The 16,996-nt window shown below is 46.0% G+C and carries 14 protein-coding genes; 7 read left to right on the forward strand and 7 right to left on the reverse strand.

The window, feature by feature from the left end:
• The first annotated feature begins 3 nt into the window (after window positions 1-3).
• The 4 genes from CLV93_RS16955 (at window position 4) to CLV93_RS16970 (ending at window position 6,321) form a co-directional block, all read left to right on the forward strand.
• Window positions 4-1,791: an aconitase/3-isopropylmalate dehydratase large subunit family protein gene (locus CLV93_RS16955; RefSeq protein ID WP_170108984.1), complete on the forward strand. Its 1,788-nt coding sequence runs from the start codon at window positions 4-6 to the stop codon at window positions 1,789-1,791.
• Window positions 1,792-1,829: 38 nt separating this feature from the next.
• Window positions 1,830-3,368, forward strand: coding sequence for an L-piperidine-6-carboxylate dehydrogenase (amaB, locus tag CLV93_RS16960; RefSeq protein WP_106543471.1), 1,539 nt, complete (start codon window positions 1,830-1,832; stop codon window positions 3,366-3,368).
• Between the two features lie 266 nt (window positions 3,369-3,634).
• Entirely contained in the window at window positions 3,635-4,840 is a 1,206-nt protein-coding gene (locus CLV93_RS16965) for an NAD(P)-dependent oxidoreductase (protein ID WP_106543410.1), read from the forward strand.
• A 152-nt stretch (window positions 4,841-4,992) separates the two neighbouring features.
• Entirely contained in the window at window positions 4,993-6,321 is a 1,329-nt protein-coding gene (locus CLV93_RS16970; protein WP_106543411.1) for a saccharopine dehydrogenase family protein, read from the forward strand.
• An 86-nt stretch (window positions 6,322-6,407) separates the two neighbouring features.
• Here CLV93_RS16970 and CLV93_RS16975 read toward each other — a convergent pair whose 3' ends face one another.
• From CLV93_RS16975 to CLV93_RS16995, 5 genes are all read right to left on the reverse strand, one after another.
• Window positions 6,408-6,989, reverse strand: coding sequence for a hypothetical protein (locus tag CLV93_RS16975; protein ID WP_146142056.1), 582 nt, complete (start codon window positions 6,987-6,989; stop codon window positions 6,408-6,410).
• A 131-nt stretch (window positions 6,990-7,120) separates the two neighbouring features.
• The gene (locus CLV93_RS16980; RefSeq protein ID WP_106543413.1) at window positions 7,121-7,603 is read right to left on the reverse strand and encodes a GNAT family N-acetyltransferase; all 483 of its coding nucleotides are present in this window, start codon (window positions 7,601-7,603) and stop codon (window positions 7,121-7,123) included.
• Window positions 7,604-7,747: 144 nt separating this feature from the next.
• Window positions 7,748-8,971, reverse strand: coding sequence for an outer membrane beta-barrel protein (locus tag CLV93_RS16985; protein WP_106543414.1), 1,224 nt, complete (start codon window positions 8,969-8,971; stop codon window positions 7,748-7,750).
• A 395-nt stretch (window positions 8,972-9,366) separates the two neighbouring features.
• A complete protein-coding gene (locus tag CLV93_RS16990; protein WP_106543415.1) occupies window positions 9,367-9,885 on the reverse strand; it encodes a hypothetical protein in 519 nt (172 codons plus the stop codon).
• A gap of 73 nt (window positions 9,886-9,958) precedes the next feature.
• On the reverse strand, window positions 9,959-10,519 hold the full coding sequence (locus tag CLV93_RS16995) for a hypothetical protein (protein WP_106543416.1): 561 nt from the start codon (window positions 10,517-10,519) through the stop codon (window positions 9,959-9,961).
• Window positions 10,520-11,213: 694 nt separating this feature from the next.
• On the opposite strand from CLV93_RS16995, the gene CLV93_RS17000 reads away from it, so the two are divergent.
• Together CLV93_RS17000 and CLV93_RS17005 are read left to right on the forward strand one after the other, a co-directional pair.
• A complete protein-coding gene (locus tag CLV93_RS17000; RefSeq protein WP_106543417.1) occupies window positions 11,214-12,152 on the forward strand; it encodes an ABC transporter ATP-binding protein in 939 nt (312 codons plus the stop codon).
• Window positions 12,145-13,269, forward strand: a complete 1,125-nt coding sequence (locus CLV93_RS17005; protein WP_106543418.1) for an ABC transporter permease — start codon at window positions 12,145-12,147, stop codon at window positions 13,267-13,269. Before CLV93_RS17000 ends, CLV93_RS17005 begins: the two co-directional genes overlap by 8 nt.
• A 209-nt stretch (window positions 13,270-13,478) precedes the next feature.
• On the opposite strand, the gene CLV93_RS20290 is transcribed toward CLV93_RS17005, so the two are convergent.
• Both CLV93_RS20290 and CLV93_RS17010 read right to left on the reverse strand, forming a co-directional pair.
• Window positions 13,479-13,643 carry a hypothetical protein gene (locus tag CLV93_RS20290; protein WP_170108985.1) on the reverse strand — a complete coding sequence of 55 codons (165 nt, stop codon included), beginning with the start codon at window positions 13,641-13,643 and terminating at the stop codon, window positions 13,479-13,481.
• Window positions 13,644-13,664: 21 nt separating this feature from the next.
• A complete protein-coding gene (locus tag CLV93_RS17010; protein WP_106543419.1) occupies window positions 13,665-15,122 on the reverse strand; it encodes an NAD(P)/FAD-dependent oxidoreductase in 1,458 nt (485 codons plus the stop codon).
• Window positions 15,123-15,447: 325 nt separating this feature from the next.
• Between CLV93_RS17010 and CLV93_RS17015 the strand changes: the two genes are divergently transcribed.
• Window positions 15,448-16,944 (forward strand): aminotransferase class V-fold PLP-dependent enzyme, encoded by a 1,497-nt coding sequence (locus CLV93_RS17015; protein ID WP_106543420.1) that lies wholly within the window; start codon window positions 15,448-15,450, stop codon window positions 16,942-16,944.
• The last annotated feature ends 52 nt before the right edge of the window (window positions 16,945-16,996 follow it).

A 16,996-nucleotide genomic window follows, 5' to 3' on the forward strand; every position in this document is an offset into this window, starting at 1 on the left:
CGTATGTCAGGAAAAACGTTTGCTGAAAAGATTTTGGGTGCACCGGTGGGAAGCATTGTGTTTGCCAAACCGGATATCATCCTGTCGCACGATAATTCATCGAGTATCGAAAAGATATTCCGTAAGATGGGCGGTGACCGTGTCGCCGATCCCAATAAATTACTTCTGGTGCTCGATCACAACGCACCGCCTACCAATGCCAAGTTGGCGAATGACTACCAGCAAATTCGCGATTTCGCAAAAGACCAACACGTATCAAGTTTTCACGATGCAGGGCAGGGTATCTGTCATCAATTGATGGCTGGTCATGCACGGCCTGGAATGCTGGTTGTCGGGAGCGATAGTCATACTTGTACCGCCGGAGCTTTTAACGCTTTTGCTGCCGGTATCGACCGGACCGAAACAGCCGGACTATGGAAACAGGGAGAAACCTGGTTTCGCGTTCCTGAAACCATTAAAATTACCCTGACGGGGAAATTGCCGGAGCATGTGTATGCGAAGGATTTGGCTTTGTATATCATCGGCATGATTGGTTCTTCAGGGGCTGATTACATGTCCATAGAGTACCATGGCGAAGGTGTGAAAACACTCACGGTTGCCGACCGGATGACCATTGCGAACCTGGCCTCGGAAATGGGGGCCAAGAACGCTGTTTTCCCGGCAGATGAAAGGCTGGAAGAATATTTCGGAGCCAAATTCAAAGCCATTTGGGCCGATGATGATGCTGTGTATGCGAAAGAGTACACCATCAATCTGTCGGAATTGTATCCGGTAACGGCTTGTCCGCACCATGTTGACAACGTAAAGAGCGTGGATGAAGTAGCCGGAACGCCGGTTGCTCAGGCTTTAATCGGAACGTGTACCAACGGTCGTATCGAAGACTTGCGGGCAGCGGCAGCTATCCTGAAAGGGCATAAAATACCGGAAGGATTCCAGTTGCTGATAACTCCGGCTTCGCGTGAAATATACCTACAGGCCATGAAGGAAGGTTTGGTAGAAATCTTCCTGGAAGCAGGTGGAAATGTTCTTTCCCCTTCCTGTGGTCCGTGTTTGGGAACAGGACAGGGGATCCCCGCTGATGGCATCAATGTGATTTCGACGGCCAATCGCAATTTCCTGGGAAGGATGGGCAACAAGAATGCTTCTATCTACCTGGCATCGCCGGCAACGGTGGCCGCTTCCGCTTTGCGTGGTGAAATTACGTCGCCCGAAAAGGCTACTTCTGCACATAAGTTTCCGTACCACAAGCAGCAGACGGCAACCGTGGTGATTGAGCCCGTAGATGACCGTCGGCAGAGTGGTGTGTGGAACTACGCGGATGTGGATAACCTGAATACCGACCAGATGTTTGCCGGTAGTTTGACCTACGAGGTTAATAGCTCGGAACCTGAGAAGATTGTCCCACATTTATTTAAAGGCTTTGATGACCGCTTTGCTGAAAATGTGAAGTTGGGCGATATCATTGTGTGTGGTGAGAACTTCGGTTGCGGAAGCTCGCGCGAACATCCATCGGTGGGATTGGTGAAAGCCGGCGTACGTGCGGTTATCGTAAAATCGGTTTCCCGAATTTTCTTCCGTTCTGCCATCAACCAGGGGCTTCCGATTATTGTATTGCCCGAAGCGGTCAACGCTTACCAAAAAGGCGAAAGTGTGGAAGTGGATATGGCTTCCGGTGTGATTTATATCGGAACGAAGATTTTCCATTTCAATCCGCTTCCCGATAAACTGATGCAGGTTTTGGATAAAGGCGGTCTGGTGAATTGGATCCGCGAAAGCGAAACAACCATTTAATGGAATTGAGAATATACAACAACATAAAAGTAGATACTATGCAAGAAATGAAAGATGTACTGAAAACATTAGGCATCAAAGATGTGAATCCGGGGGTGTGCACCGGTACCAAATGGATTGATACCACCGGTGATAAAATTACTTCGTACTCACCCGCTGATGGGACGGCGATTGCTGACATCAAACAGGCAACGCTGGAAGATTACCGTAAAGTGATTGATACCGCCAAGGATGCATTCAAGGTATGGAAGAAGGTGCCTGCCCCGAAACGTGGTGAAATTGTTCGCCAGATTGGTTTGGAACTGCGTAAGTACAAAGAGCCACTGGGCCGTTTGGTTTCCTATGAGATGGGAAAAATTTACCAGGAAGGTCTGGGTGAAGTACAGGAGATGATTGACATCTGTGATTTCGCCGTTGGTCAGTCTCGTCAATTGTATGGCTTTACCATGCACTCTGAGCGTTCCGAGCACCGGATGTACGATCAGTATCATCCGCTGGGAATTGTTGGCGTGGTTTCGGCTTTTAACTTCCCGGTAGCAGTTTGGTCGTGGAATGCAATGATTGCTCTGGTAGCCGGTGATGTGATCGTTTGGAAACCATCGTCGAAAGTTTTGCTTTGTGCGGTTGCCGTTCACAACATTGTGGCCGATGTACTGAAGCGTAACGATATCCCGGAAGGTGTACTGAACCTGGTGGCTACCAGCTCGAAATACCTGGGTGATGACATGTTCAGCGATAAGAACATCCCGCTGATCTCCTTTACCGGTTCTACCCGCGTAGGTAAGAAAGTTGGCCGTTTAGTTGGCGAACGTTTGGGTAAATCGATTCTGGAACTGGGAGGTAACAATGCCGTAATTGTGACTCCGACTTCCAGCCAGGATATGGCACTGCGAGCCATCGTGTTTGGTGCAGTTGGAACAACCGGCCAGCGCTGTACTTCAACCCGCCGCATCATACTTCACGAGAGTATTTACGAAGAGTTCAAGAACAAACTCATCAATGTGTATAAAGGATTGAAGATTGGTAATCCGCTGGACGAGAAGAATCATGTAGGTCCGCTGATTGACAAAGGGGCTTCGGATACTTACTTCAAAGCCATTGATAAGGTGAAGGCTGAAGGTGGTAAAATTCTTTTTGGTGGTGAGGTTTACAAGGATCCTAATTGCGAATCGGGATGTTACGTGGTTCCATGTATCGCCGAAGTGGAAAATCATTATGAAATCGTTCAGGAAGAAACGTTTGCTCCGTTGCTTTACCTGATTAAATATAGCACGCTGGATGAGGCCATCGAACTGCACAATGCCGTTCCGCAAGGTCTGTCATCAGCCATGTTTTCAACCAACCTGCTGGAAACCGAAAGGTTCCTGTCTCATGAAGGTTCCGATTGCGGAATTGCCAATATAAACATTGGTACTTCCGGCGCTGAAATTGGTGGTGCTTTTGGTGGGGAAAAGGATACCGGTGGCGGCCGGGAGTCCGGGTCTGACGCTTGGAAAGCTTATATGCGCAGACAAACCAATACCATCAACTATGGTTCGGAATTGCCGTTGGCTCAGGGAATCGAGTTCAACGTGTAGCATTTTGACAGGTTCATACATTTGACAAGCTCGTTGGTGTCGCAACCGGACGGCAGGCAGAAAGTACGATGAATGGTTTAGTTGACTTTCTGTACTGCCTCCGGTTTTGCTAACGTGTGTAGTTGTATCGAAAGTTGCTTTCAATATGATAAGCAACGCATATTTTCTTATCTTGATGGGGATTTCCCAAAAATCTATTGTTAGAGCCTGTTTATTTCATCCAATTCCGGTTCAAACTTTTTATTAACTGAATAAAATTTCTGCGAATGAAGCTAGGTATCCTGAAAGAAGGTAAAGTACCGCCGGATCGGCGTGTGCCTTTTTCGCCCGAACAGTGTCTCGAAATCGCCCAACGTTTTCCGCAAGTGGAACTGACAGTTCAATCCAGTCCGATCCGTTGTTTTCCGGATGATGACTATTTGAACGCTGGCATTTCCATGAATAACGATTTGAGTGATTGCGATATTCTAATGGGAGTGAAAGAGGTCCCGATCCCCGACTTGATGGAGGATAAAACGTATCTGTTCTTTTCTCACACCATCAAAAAGCAACCGTACAACAAAAAACTTCTTCAGGAAATCCTGCGAAAGCGAATTCGTTTGATCGATTATGAGGTTTTGACCGAACCGAATGGAATGCGCGTGATTGGTTTTGGCCGGTTTGCCGGACTGGTTGGCAGTTACAAAGGTTTGCGTGCACTAACCATCCGTCATGAGTTGCCCGAACCGAAGCCGGCTTACGAGTGCCACGATTTGGCTGAGATGAAATCCGAAGCCCGAAGGTTGGAACTTCCGCCGTTGAAAATTGCTATCACTGGTGGTGGCCGGGTTACTCACGGCGTCATGGAGATGTTGGATGAGATGAAGATTCGGAAAGTGAGTATTGAAGAATATCTCGCTATAGACCACTTCGATGAACCGGTGTATGTGCAGCTTGAGCCGGACGCCTACAACAAACGTAAGGATGGCAGCGCTTTTGATTTCAATCACTTTGTGAAAAATCCACAGGATTACGAAGGAAATTTCCTCCGGTTTGCCCGGACGAGTGATTTGCTTATTTCGGCAGCTTACTGGGACCCAAATGCTCCGGTTTTGTTTACTCCGGACGATATGCGCAGTCCGGAATTCCGCATCAAAGTGATATCCGACATTACCTGCGACATCAAAGGTTCTATTCCTTCTACGTTGCGAGCTACTACCATCGATGAGCCGTTTTACGGATACAATCCGGTAACTGAACAGGAAGAAGTTGCTTTTACCAATCCGAAGAACATTACCGTCATGTCGGTGGATAATCTGCCAACTGAATTACCGCGTGATGCTTCGGTTGATTTTGGCGAAAACCTTATTAATAGGGTATTACCGTCTTTGCTGGGCGATGATTCTGAAGGGATTGTTCAACGGGCTACAATTACGGAAAACGGTAAGCTGACGGAGCGATATAAATACCTGGAAGATTGGGTTAATTCATGAATTGAAAAAAGTGTGTGATTGTGTGAAGACGAGCGTGTGAGATGGGGGAGATTAGGAGAAGATGAGAAAGGGTGAAAGGGAGAGTGGGAGAATTTTATATCAGGCAAGGCCGTGGTCTAAAGTCTTTAATCTAATATCTATTGTCTTTTAGTATGAAAAAAATATTCATCATCGGTGCCGGGCGTTCCTCTGCTACGCTGATCCGGTATCTGGAAGAGCAGGCATCTACCTATGGCTGGGAAATCACGGTAGGTGATCAGGATATTAACCTGGTGAAGGAAAAAATAACGCCACCCACCCGGGCGCTCGTCTTCGACGTGTTCGATGAACAGCAGCGAAATCTGGAAATTGAGCAGGCCGATATTGTCGTATCGATGTTGCCGGCCCGGTTGCACCAGGTGGTGGCGTTGGCTTGTCTCAAATTTGGTAAGTCGTTGCTAACGGCTTCTTATGTATCCGACGAATTAAACGGTCTGGATGCCGAGGTAAAGGCGAAAGGCTTACTTTTTCTGAACGAAATGGGCGTTGATCCGGGTATCGATCACATGTCGGCCATGCGGTTGATTGATCGTGTAAAGAACGAGGGGCATGCTATCACCGATTTTGAATCGTTTACCGGAGGACTGGTAGCACCTGAATCGGACAACAATCCGTGGAATTACAAATTCACCTGGAACCCGCGAAACGTTGTTGTGGCGGGGCAGGGCGGACCCGCCAAATTTCTTCAGGAAGGAAAATACAAGTACATTCCGTACAATCGTCTTTTCCGGCGCACCGAAGTAATCGATATCGAGGGATTTGGAAAGTTTGAAGGCTACGCCAATCGCGATTCGTTGAAGTACATCGACAAGTACAACCTGCAGGGAGTGCCTACCGTTTACCGGGGCACGTTACGGCGACCGGGATACTGCCGGGCATGGGACATTTTCGTGCAGCTGGGCGCTACAGACGATACGTACTTCATGGAGAATACCGAGAACATGACCTACAAGGAGTTCATCAATTCATTTCTCTATTACGCCGAAGCATCGGTGCGGTTGAAGCTGTATCACTACATGCACATCGATCAGGATTCGGATATTATCGACAAACTGGAATTTCTGGAGTTATTCAGCGACAAGAAGATTGGCCTGAAAAGAGCTACTCCCGCACAAATTCTGGAGCATATCCTTTCGGAGAAATGGAAGATGGAGCCCGAGGACAAGGACATGGTGGTAATGTGGCATAAGCTGCTTTACAATCGAAACGGTGATGCTCATCCGGTGAAAATGACTTCTTCGATGGTTGTTTTGGGCGAGGATAGTGTGCATACAGCGATGTCAAAGACGGTGGGATTGCCTTTAGCCATTGCCACTAAGATGGTCATGACCGGACAAATAGCTTTGACAGGTGTGCATATTCCCAACCGGAAGGAGATTTACGAGCCGGTGCTGAATGAACTGGAAGATTACGGTATCACTTTCGTGGAAAAGGAAGAATAAAGAAGTTCTAGCATAAAGAAAGCTCAGGTTCTGATCGCTTACGTTGAGTGAAACGAGCGGTCAAAGTCTGAGCTTTTATTTTTCGACTATTCGTCAACCGACCAACTCCAAACAATGCGCGCATCACCGGTGGAGAAGTTGTTCATGCGGTCGAGTTCCGTTTGTGTTTCAAATTCCTCGTCAAACTCTTCGTCCATCGACACAAAGCCGAAGTCGCGGTCCTTAATGCTTCGTAGAATGCCACCAATTAATGGCAATGCTTCTTTTGAAATCACCAGCCAGGGGAGCGCTCCGGCACCCAACATATCGCCGACAATGTCGAAGGCGTGCTTTCCTAATTGACCTTTTACCTGTTGAAGCATTTCGCCGGCACTGCGGGTATGCTTCCGGCAATGACGTAGGTACACCCGTACTTTAATGCGACGATCTTCGGGCATATCCCGTTCGAGTACAAACAAACCGTCAGCGCCATCATCGCTAGCCTCCGGAACAAAGTTCAACACATTTTTCTGGCGGGGAGTAAGCCGGATGTATGGTTCAGGCGTCGTCGTAAGCACCATCTTATCGTGGTCTTCGGGATGTTCCGCTACAATAACGAAGTAGAGCTGCCAGCGCTCTTTGGGCCGGAGAATGGTGAGCTTTTCGAATTCTAATTTGATTTTAGCCATGGTCAGATAATATTTATTGGTCAGTTTTTCAGTATGGATAACCATCTTGGGTAAATGGGTTCCAAGCTGTTGAAATTAACAAAATATTATCATAATCAATAAAACTCCTCTTAAATCTTCGGAAACAAAGCTTATAAATCCTTTAGCATCCATACGGTGCAGGCGTAATGTCCCGTATCACCAACCGGTTGCTGAAGACGATGGAACCCGGCCTTTTCGTACATACCTACCGCCTTTTCCAGCTCAGGAAGCGATTCGAGATAGAGTTGCTGATAGCCTTGTTCGCGTGCTGAATCGATGCATTGCGCCATCAACTGTTTGCCGATGCCGGTTCCACGCACCGATGCTGCTACATAGAACTTCACCAACTCGACGCATCCTTCCGGCAGACCGTTGGATGGATAGATGCCACATCCGCCCACGATTTTGCCACTGGCTTCAGCAATCCAGTATTCCGCTTTCGGTACCTGGAAAAGCTCGTACAGGTGGTCGGTGGTGGGATCGGTGTAAACGGTTCCGGGGCGGTCGATTTTGAATTCCCGGAACACTTTCCGAATCATCTCCGCCAGGGGAGCATTATCATCAGGTGCAATTTGTCGGTAGGTAACCTCCATGCTTATTCTTTTCTGTTTCCGAAATCCGGTGTTGAATTCCGGCGGACGGTAAAATTAGAAAATGTGACGAGGAATAAAAAAGCCGGCCCGTTGTGGAGTTGCCGGGCCGGCTTTGTTTTGCTGTTAGTTAAGAACTATCGGGTTTTATTTAATTCGGAATGAATAGCCTAGACTGATATCAATTGAACTGGTTTGCTGTTTGTCCAGCAGATGTTGGGCGTTGGATGATGGTATTCTGAAGCTAAAGTTACCGTTAAGAAGGAGGAACGAGTTTTCATTAAGGCGGTACCGGATGCCGGTGCCGGCCAAAAATCCGATCTGGTAATTTAGGAAGTTCGTACTCTGGCTCGAAAGCATATCCCGGGGGAATGCTGAGTTGTCAAAAATGAGCAGATCGCCTACTGAATATTCTGAATAGTTGACAAAAACGTTGTTGTAACCTAAACGGATGGAAGGCTGGAGTTTGTGGTTGCCAAAGGTATATTCAACGATTAACGGGATACTGAATGCAGAGTAGGATAGTTTGATATAGTTGTTTTCATTTGGGCCATTAACAGAATGTCTGATTATATCTTCGAACTTATAAGATGAGTAGTTCAGTCCCGTGATGTAGGTCCAGTTCGGATTGCGAGAAGAGGAAAAGCGGAAGTTGATGCCTGCGAAGGGGGATAAGTCCGTTATATGGTCATCTGAAGTCTGAAAGGTTAGCGAGGCGTAGCTAATGCCTGCCTGAGGTTCGAAGTACACCGAATGTTTGATGTTTTGTGTGTAATCAGTGAAGGGACATCCGGGGCAGGCCAGTTCACTGAATTTTTTCGATATTTTGATCAGTGATCGGGAAGTGAAGGACGTGTTCCGGATTTGGCGCTTCAACTGTGGTTCATCCCGGAATGCATTGGCTAGTAATCCAATGTATCTCTTGGAATAGGCTGTGTAGGTTGAGCCATCGCCCTTAACGTATTTTCGTTCACTGTTGGTGAGGTGATACATTTTATCGCCTTTCTCGATGTAGTAATTCTCTTTGTCAAGGCGGTAAGTACTTACTGCTCCTGTCGAGAGAACTTCCAGAAATCGCAACTCTTTCTTGTCATCGTACGAAATTTTTTTCGGGACAAAGTACTGAATCCCGGTGCTAATGACCCTGATATTTTGTGGAGATATAGCTTTGAATTCACCATCGTCATTTTTCCGAAAGCTAAAATTTGTTTTGTCGACAAATTTTAAAGGCAAACGGATGTCACCCCGGAGAGTGTCATTTGGATTGGTGATGATATAACTTTTACGGAAAACTTTTTGTGCTTGTGATGTGGTTGTCGTTAGGAAAAAAGCAGTACTTAACAGGAGTAGGGAAAGAATTTGTGTTTTCATTTGGATTTTAGGTTAGTATGGTGAATAATTAGTTGGTTTTCTTTCATCATTCGTTTTTCAAGGTTAGGCTTTTCCATTAGATTCACCCGAGCTGATTTTGGTTGCGTAGTGTGGAAAATTGAAATGTTATCCATAATTGAGGCACAAAAAAGCCGGCCCGATGTGGAGTTACCGGGCCGGCCTGAAAAAGGTGTGCTAAGAGGTGAAATGAGAAAGCTAACTACTTACAAGCACACCCAATGCTTCCAACTGATGAGGTATTCTCTCTTCTACCACATTATATCATCTTTCCTGTCCCGTGTTTTTGGATTTCCTCTCTCTGTCTGATACCAACGATAACTAAGATAGGGAATTTGGATTGAAAATAAAAGTCGATAACTTAGTCTGCATTTAGTTTATCGTTCAATTTTTATTCTTCTGATTTTATCTTTGTTGTCTCTGTACTCAATAAACCATTCGCTTTCTATAAAATTTTCAAAATCTTTATGAATGGTAAAATATAATGAATGATTGAGTAATTCATTTGGTGCTAGGTTTATGGTGGTTAGTTCATCAGCTTTTATTACGCCATGATTTCCTTTGCGGGAATCTTGGCTTAATAAATCAAAATAGTTATTGCGACCCTTTGACTTTGTTAGGAATTTTAATCTTCTCACAATCTTATTTAATCCTGGAGAAGTATTATAGAAGTCTAGTTCTATTGTAATTATTATAGAATGTGTAATTTTTGTCAATTGGTTTTTCTCGTTTAAATTTCCAGTGTCACTTTTCTCATAAAACTTAATGTTTACTGAATTTTGATATATTTTAACTTTACCCATTTGCGTTAAATGACCTAACAAAGCTCCTAGTATGACTAACATTGTTCCCATAACACTTATCAGGGCCGGAAGATTGAAATTAAGAATAGTCATCTTTGATTTTTTTAGGGGATGAAAGTCTATTTTACGATCTATTATTCTTATCGATGGTCATATTTTTTATATGCTATATTAAATGTGGTACCTCGAAATACATTCTGTCACTCCATGTTTTAATTGGAACATCATTATCTGATGCGCTAAAATATTTTTTCATATTTATATCAACTGAAAACTCGATGAAATAGAGACCTTGTTTATTCAATTCAAATATATATGGAAGTCTTACGCTTGTGTTAGATCTTAGTCGACCTGTGTAATGAGGTTCAGAACTTGTCAATCCTATTTTCTTTGATACAAAAGTTAGTTCTTCGTTTTCTCCAACTTTATATATGGCCATCTGCGCCCTATAGTGTTTATTTTCTTTTTCATTTTTTGCTGGATGATCTCCTGTTTGGTAATTATAATAAAGGTTGACCTCTCTGTTACCATTATTTTCAATTAATGCTTCTAAATGAATGAGCTTTCTACTTTCCTCATTATAAATTTCAGCTTTTTGAAGTTTTACGCTAATAGAAGCTATTTCATTTCTCCTTCTGAATTTGAAGTAGGCCCATATTCCTCCAGCGATTATTGAGGCCGAATTAAATAAAGTGGAATAATCGGCTAAATTAAAATGGTGACTCATCTTAATGTCTTAGTTATTGGTTTTTCTAAGTTAGTCAGTTTTATGTTATTGAAAAATCGGTAAGGGGAGAATCCTCCTCCGGCCGTTGGCCACCTCCTCCAGCGGAGGATATTTGTTGTTGGCGTGGTTTAATAGCCCCACCCGGCCTCCCCAAACGGGGAGGATAACGGTCGCGAATGGCGGTGCTTATAATCGGCAGGGGCGTTTATTGGGCAAATCCTGACAGGTTTCGAAAACCTGTCAGGATAGGGAGTAAGAGTGTTACTTATTGGTTGATTTGAGAAAAAGTTTGAGAATGATTCTTTGAGGAAATTCTCTGTTGATCTTTCGGCCATTGCCATTTCTGCAGTTATTAATTTTACTGTGCGCTGCGTGGCTACGATGTATCATGGCCCTGCGTGGCAATAGTGGAAATGAACAACGAAGTTTGGGACTTCGAAATTTCTTGCTGCCTTTCCATTTCAATATTTACTCACCCCAAACCCCTCTCTAAATTAAAGAGAGGCAATTCGCAGGCAGTGCGAATGGGAAGAACAATTTGGGCAAACTTAAATTGGATTAATAAATTGAACAGTAGAGGCACGGCGCAACAATAGTAACTACAGGAACGAGAGAAACAACAGAAACGAATTCTTTATTTCCCATTTTTCATTGTTAATTTTCGACTAGCTTTATACTCCGAAACGCTTTGCTTATGGAAAACATGCATACACCGGTGATTGAGGTGAAGCAGGTGCACAAGTCCTTCAAGACGGTTCATGCGGTGCAGGGACTTAACCTGACCATCGGGAAGGGGGAGTTTGTGGCGCTGCTGGGACCGAACGGTGCCGGGAAAACCACGTTGGTGGAGATGATTGAGGGTATCCGTCATCCCGACAAGGGCGAAATCCGCATCATGGGGAAGACGTGGAAGCACCACGAGGATGAGTTGCGACATCTGATTGGTTTGTCGTTGCAGGAGACCCGTTTTACGGATAAGCTGCGGGTGTATGAAACGCTTCGGTTGTTTGCCAGCTTTTTCGGATTGGGGAAGGAGCGGGTAGAGGAGATTATCGAGTTGGTGGCGCTGGAAGAGAAGCGTAAAGCATTTGTGGGAAACCTATCCGGCGGTCAAAGGCAACGACTGGCACTAGGCATCTCGCTATTGAATAAACCGAAGGTGTTGTTGCTGGATGAGCCGACCACCGGCCTCGACCCGAATGCCCGGCGGGAAATCTGGGCTATTCTGCGCAAGCTGAAAGAACAGGCCGAAACGTCGATGATTTTGACCACGCATTACATGGAAGAGGCGGAGCAGTTGTGCGACTATATTATCATTGTCGACCACGGAAAAGTGTTGCGGGAAGGAACGCTGGAGCAGTTGCTGAAGGGCGAAGAAGGGGAGAAGGTGATTGAGTTTTCGCTGAAAGATGGTCCGGAGACCTTGCCTCCAACGAATGGCAAAATTGGTGAGATGCAATGGAACGGAATGCAGCGGAGTGGAAAGGTGACCGTGCAGGATATGAATACGCAGCTGCCGGAGTTCATGGAATATTTGCAACAGAACCGGCTTCATTTGCAGGATATGGAGTGCCGCCGTACCACCCTCGACGATTTATTTACCACGTTAACCGGAAGACATTTACATGAATAACCGACTATCTAACCATCAGCTTTGGCAACTAACGCTTTCGTATTCGCGGGAGTTACTTCGTGAACCGGGCGTGCTATTCTGGGGCATTGTGTTTCCTATCCTGATGTCGTTGGGACTGGGCATTGCTTTTACGCAGAAAACGGATGTCGTGCGCAAAGTCGCGGTCATTGACGCATCGGTCGACAGTACGTCTATTCAACATTTTTTGCTAACGGAGGCACAGGCTAATCCGGAAGTGGCAGCGGATTCGTTTCGTTACAGCTACACGATTCCTGATAAGCAGATGGGAAATACCACCTTCCTTTTCCGGGAAACGGATTGGAAGGAGGCGATGGTTTTGCTGAAACGCGGCCAGATAAATGTGATTTTGACCGAGCAAAACGGAAAGCCGGAATATCATTTCGATCCGCGTAATCCGGATGCTCAGCTGACTTATATCAAGCTGTCGGGCATGTTGAACGGGAAAGTGGTGAATACCCCACAAGACAACGGCGAAATCAAACCGCTGACGTTGGCGGGAACACGTTATATCGATTTCCTGGTTCCTGGTTTGATTGCTATGAATGCGATGATGTCGTGTATGTGGGGTATCAGTTACGGTATTATCGACCGACGCTCGAAGAAGTTGCTGCGACGCATGGTGGCTACCCCGATGAAAAAGACCAACTTCCTGATTGCCTTTATTACGGTGCGCTTTGTGATGAATTTCATCGAATCGGCGCTGCTGGTGTTGGTTACCTGGCTGGTTTTCGGAATTACCATTCAGGGAAGTATTCCCGGATTACTGGCGATTTTTATGGCAGGTAACTTGGCTTTTGCCGGAATCGCCATTTTTGTTTCGTCGCATACGGCCAATACCGAAGTGGGCAACGGCTTGATTAACCTGGTGGTGATGCCGATGATGGTTCTGTCGGGCATCTTCTTCAGCTACCACAACTTCCCGGACTGGAGCATTCCGGTGATTCAGAAACTGCCGCTAACAATGCTGGCGGATGGTATTCGGGGAATCTTTAATGAAGGTTTGGGTATGACGGATATTGCTTTGCCGTTTGTGATTCTATCGGCCATTGGGGTTTTCTTCTTCTCGCTGGGACTGCGGTTTTTTAAATGGCATTGACGGGGCGGGTTTCAGGTTGAAAGGGTTTCTGTGGTTACTATTGTTCCTGTGGTTACTGTTGTTAGAAGGGGTTCAGGTTACAAGTTGCGCCAGAGGTTGCTGTAACTGACGTTGTCTCTGTTGGTGAGGAAAGTTTTTGAGTTACACTCCCTATCAGAACATCGTAAAAAAAGGCTGCCCGGGATAGCAGACAGCCTTTCGAATCCAACCTATGAGTGTCCTCCGGCGACGATGCGGAGGATTTTGATGTTCAGCACTACCCAGCGGTACAGTTGCCAGGGAATGAATGCTCTCCAGAAACGGGTTGCCCGTGTGGGAACCGGTGGATACGATTCCTCGGAGTATGCAATGGTTTGGTTACTTTGTTCTTCCATATCTTTTGTTTTTAATTGTTCTTATTCGGGTAACAGCCACCAGAAAGGATAGCCTTTGGCTTTGTGCAGAAACATGTAATGCATGAACCATTTCAGCCAGTGTCCGGCTAATCCGGCCTCGCCGATGGTATAGGAAATATCGCGACCGTATTCCGGGTATTTTTTCCAGTCCTGCACAATGGGGAAAATAGTCATGGTGGCAGCGGCTCCGTTCATCATTCCGTAACCGGCTGAGACGATACAGGCAGCTCCCATTTTGGACATGGAAGCTTTGTGCTTCAATTGTGGTTTGCCGGTTTTAATCCAATCGGCAATATTCTGGGCAACCACTTTTCCGGTTACGCCCGAAGGCATTCCGGTACGCGGTGGTGCCGGGAATATTTTTGTGCCTGACGGACTGGTCATCGGTTTGGAAATAGCATGTGGTGGTGCAAAAGCGATTCCCGCAGCGAAGATGTTTTCGTAGCTTGGATTTTGATAGGTTGAAGGCCAGTCATCGGCCGACCATTGCTCGAACGGTTTGGGTGTATAGTCAGCATCCACTTTCATGAAGCCGTTTGGTGCGAACAGGGTATCGGTCATGTCGCTGCCGTCTTTGGCGAAGGCTTTTATTCCCGGTCCGGTGAAGGAAGGAATCAGCATGGCAAAATCGAAAGTTTCTTCACCCATCGTTCCGTCGAGGGATTCGTAGTGTACTTTGCCTTTTTCGATTTTCTTCACCCCGGCACGTTTAATCCAGCTAATGTTGCGTTCGCGGAAGAACGATTCAGCCAGCGTGCGTGTTTGCGTAATATAACCTCCACGTTTGATGTAGGCACCGCCCATACCGAAATCGCCCAACTCGAATTCATTGGTAATCCATTTGATTTCGGCCATGTGCGACAGTTTCCGCTTCTTGATTTCGAAGGCTACGTTGAGAATGTACTCGAAGGCCGCTCCCTGGCAGGTGGACATCGGGTGCCCGACTCCAATGAGAATCTTTTGCTTTTCGCCATTTTCCATCTTTTGGATGCAGCCCTGTAGTTTCTCCCAAGCCTGGGCAGCATGGCCATAGGTACAAACCGATTCAGTGAATTTATCAGGTCCCAGACCTTCAGTACCGGCAAAGTTGAGCTTCGGACCGGTAGCATTTATCAGAAAGTCGTAGTCTACCTTTTCCGTTTCGCCAACGCGGTCCTGACCGGTGTATTCAACGGTTACAAATCCTTTGCTGATTTCACTGTCTCCTTCCGGGTGAATGGAAACAGCTTTGGCTTGTTTGAAAATGATCCCAGCCTTTTTGTAGCGTTTATCCAGCCGGAAACGAATCTGGTCGACCGTCATCCGCCCAACGCCAACCCAGATATTTGAAGGAATCCAGTGGTAGTAGGTGTTTGGAGCAATCACCACCACTTCATGTTTTTTCCCCAATTTCTTTTTCAGGATGGTTGACGCTGTATGTCCAGAGATACCGGCACCCAGCACGACAATTTTTGCCATAATCAATTGGTTTTATTGGTTAATTGTTTTCTCTGAAGAAGTGTATTGGCGTGCCCTCTCCTCAGCCGTGCCTGCGAAAGCCAAAACCTTATTAAATCTACAATAAAAATCTGTGATTTGCCTGCTTAACAGTTGATTAATTTGGTGAAGAACAAGCCGTTTTATTGACAAAAGAGATTTTGGTAACTATTGAAGAATTCAAATTAAATGCGATAAATAATAGCCGGAATACATCTTTTTCAATGGGTAGGTCTGGAAAACATCCGAAAAGTGGATTACAGATTAAGGTTATTTTTTCATCTTTAGAAAGTTTCAACAACCGACTATGACGACGACATTGACACAACCGAAGACTAAACTTGAAGAATACTTCGATTCATTTCGCAAGAATATACTGGGTATCGACCAGACTTTTGAATCTCCTTACGGTGAACAGCCTTTGGTGTATGCCGACTGGATTGCCAGTGGCCGGCTTTACCGACCCATCGAGGAAAAGCTGTTGGATCAGTTCGGTCCGATGGTGGGTAACACGCATTCCGAAGCATCGGAAACGGGTTGCACGATGACGCAGGCCTATCATTTGGCCCATGCGATTATCAAGAAACATGTGCATGCCAATGCCGATGATGTAATTCTTACGACCGGATTTGGAATGACGTCGGGGCTCGCTAAACTGCAGCGTATTCTGGGTTTGAAGATTCCGGAAAAGCTGATGAAGTTTTGTGATATTCCGCGGGAAGATCGCCCTGTGGTTTTCCTGACGCATATGGAACATCATTCCAACCAGACTCCCTGGCTGGAATCGCTGGCCGATGTGGTGGTGCTGGAGCCGGATGAGAATCTGATGGTCAATCCGCAGTACCTTCGTACCGAACTACAGAAATATGCCGACCGGAAAGTGAAGATTGGTTCTTTCTCGGCTTGTTCCAACGTAAGTGGTGTGATTACCCCTTTTTACGAACTGGCGCAAATAATGCATGAGCACGATGGTTACTGCTTCGTCGATTTTGCTGCGTCGGCACCGTATGTTGATATTGACATGCATCCTAAGAATGAGATGCAACGGTTGGATGCCATTTTCTTTTCTCCGCACAAATTCCTGGGAGGGCCCGGAAGTTCTGGTGTCCTCATCTTTAATAAGAAGCTCTACAAAAACCGCATTCCTGATCATCCCGGAGGTGGTACGGTTAAGTGGACGAATCCCTGGGGAGAGCACACATACGTGGACGATATCGAAATTCGCGAAGATGGTGGTACGCCTGGTTTTATGCAGGCTATTCGTGCCGCCATGTGTGTCCGGTTGAAAGAACAAATGGGTGTCGATAAAATCAAGGCGAGAGAGACCGAACTGCTGAAGCGGGCTTTCAAAGGCTTTAGCAAGATCGACGGGGTATTCATTTTAGCACAGGAAGCCCGGGAACGTTTGGGGGTAATCTCTTTCTACGTGGAGGGAATTCATCATAACATGGTGGTTCGTTTACTGAATGACCGGTTTGGTATACAAGTACGCGGAGGTTGCTCCTGTGCCGGAACCTACGGACACTATTTACTGCACGTGGATCGCGAAATGTCGCACCGGATTACTGAGAAAATTAATAGCGGCGATTTATCAGAGAAACCCGGATGGGTGCGACTATCACTGCATCCTACCATGACCAATGCTGAGCTGGACTACATTATGGACTCGCTTGAAAAAGTGGTTGCCAATGCGCATGCCTGGAAGGAAGATTACATATACAACCGGCACACCGGCGAATTTGATCACAAAGACGGGAATGGAAAATGTGATATGATTTCGCGCTGGTTTGATTTGGAAATCTGACTCCATTTGTCTGATTATAATATCTCCCGGAACTCAATAAGCTTTCGTTGCC

Source organism: Prolixibacter denitrificans, assembly GCF_003014495.1.
Taxonomy (GTDB): domain Bacteria; phylum Bacteroidota; class Bacteroidia; order Bacteroidales; family Prolixibacteraceae; genus Prolixibacter; species Prolixibacter denitrificans.

Coding starts and splice junctions, on each gene's coding strand:
- CLV93_RS16955 (WP_170108984.1), top strand. CDS start 4: ATGTCAGGAAAAACGTTTGCTGAAAAGATTTTGGGTGCACCGGTGGGA.
- amaB (WP_106543471.1), top strand. CDS start 1,830: ATGCAAGAAATGAAAGATGTACTGAAAACATTAGGCATCAAAGATGTG.
- CLV93_RS16965 (WP_106543410.1), top strand. CDS start 3,635: ATGAAGCTAGGTATCCTGAAAGAAGGTAAAGTACCGCCGGATCGGCGT.
- CLV93_RS16970 (WP_106543411.1), top strand. CDS start 4,993: ATGAAAAAAATATTCATCATCGGTGCCGGGCGTTCCTCTGCTACGCTG.
- CLV93_RS16975 (WP_146142056.1), bottom strand. CDS start 6,989: ATGGCTAAAATCAAATTAGAATTCGAAAAGCTCACCATTCTCCGGCCC.
- CLV93_RS16980 (WP_106543413.1), bottom strand. CDS start 7,603: ATGGAGGTTACCTACCGACAAATTGCACCTGATGATAATGCTCCCCTG.
- CLV93_RS16985 (WP_106543414.1), bottom strand. CDS start 8,971: ATGAAAACACAAATTCTTTCCCTACTCCTGTTAAGTACTGCTTTTTTC.
- CLV93_RS16990 (WP_106543415.1), bottom strand. CDS start 9,885: ATGACTATTCTTAATTTCAATCTTCCGGCCCTGATAAGTGTTATGGGA.
- CLV93_RS16995 (WP_106543416.1), bottom strand. CDS start 10,519: ATGAGTCACCATTTTAATTTAGCCGATTATTCCACTTTATTTAATTCG.
- CLV93_RS17000 (WP_106543417.1), top strand. CDS start 11,214: ATGGAAAACATGCATACACCGGTGATTGAGGTGAAGCAGGTGCACAAG.
- CLV93_RS17005 (WP_106543418.1), top strand. CDS start 12,145: ATGAATAACCGACTATCTAACCATCAGCTTTGGCAACTAACGCTTTCG.
- CLV93_RS20290 (WP_170108985.1), bottom strand. CDS start 13,643: ATGGAAGAACAAAGTAACCAAACCATTGCATACTCCGAGGAATCGTAT.
- CLV93_RS17010 (WP_106543419.1), bottom strand. CDS start 15,122: ATGGCAAAAATTGTCGTGCTGGGTGCCGGTATCTCTGGACATACAGCG.
- CLV93_RS17015 (WP_106543420.1), top strand. CDS start 15,448: ATGACGACGACATTGACACAACCGAAGACTAAACTTGAAGAATACTTC.